A 907-nucleotide genomic window follows, 5' to 3' on the forward strand; every position below is an offset into this window, starting at 1 on the left:
ATTGGTGTACGGCCGAACCCCGCCTGGTCAGGAGCCACCAGGTGCCAGGACGTGCCCAGCGCCTGTGCCGTCGTTGCCCAGGCGCCGGATCCGGTCGTACCGGGTCCGGAGCCGTGCAGCATCAGCACCGCGGGCCCGGTGCCGCTCTCCAGGATGTGGACGGGGGAGCCGTCGACTGTGACGGTCTGAAGTGCCGTCACCGGGACAGGCCAGGTGTGCTCATGCCGATGCGGAGTTGATGGACTTCGAAAAGAGCTCCATCATCGCCTTGCCGAATTGCGGCATGTCGGGCCACCCGCGGCAGGAGACGAGGTTGCCGTCCACGACGTCGGGAGCGTCGATGACCGTCGCGCCCGCGTTTTCCATGTCACCGGTGATGGGGGGGAAGCACGCCGTCTTTCGACCCTTCAGCAGCCCGTACACAGCCGGCACCTGCGCGCCGTGGCACACCAGCGCGATCGGGAGGTCGCGTGCGAAGAAGTGCTCGGTGATGCGCCTGACGTCGGCGTCGACCCGGATCCACTCGGGGGCACGTCCCCCAGGGATGATGAGGGCGTCATAGCGCTCGACGTCGACCTCGGCCCAGGGCACGTCGACCGGCAGCTTTCGGCCGTTCTTCTCCACGTAGGCGTCGGAGTTGGGGTCGAACTCGTGGATGACCAGCTGAACGTCACGCATCGTCCGTGACGAGACGTCAACGTCCCAGCCCCCCTCCTGCACGCGATAGTAGGGATACATGGTGTCGAGCTCCTCGGCGGCGTCGCCGGTCAGAAGCAGCGCTCTGGGCACCTACTTCTCCTTGCATCTGGGGCGGGTGAGGCGGATCAGATCCAATCCGATCCGGTTGGGTTAGCATTCCTCCGCCCAGCCCGCCCGTCAAGCCTGTACCGTCATTCCGTCCGCGTCC

2 protein-coding genes are annotated in these 907 nt (G+C 66.6%); both read right to left on the bottom strand.

Features of this window, described 5'->3' with window-relative positions; translation table 11 throughout:
* A partial coding sequence (locus Pth03_RS41135) for an alpha/beta fold hydrolase (protein ID WP_373318694.1) occupies window positions 1–200 on the bottom strand: 200 nt, incomplete at its 3' end.
* A gap of 19 nt (window positions 201–219) precedes the next feature.
* On the bottom strand, window positions 220–789 hold the full coding sequence (locus tag Pth03_RS41140; RefSeq protein ID WP_089209940.1) for a DJ-1/PfpI family protein: 570 nt from the start codon (window positions 787–789) through the stop codon (window positions 220–222).
* Window positions 790–907: the final 118 nt, after the last annotated feature.

The organism is Planotetraspora thailandica (assembly GCF_016863335.1).
In the GTDB taxonomy this organism is placed as follows: Bacteria; Actinomycetota; Actinomycetes; order Streptosporangiales; family Streptosporangiaceae; genus Planotetraspora; species Planotetraspora thailandica.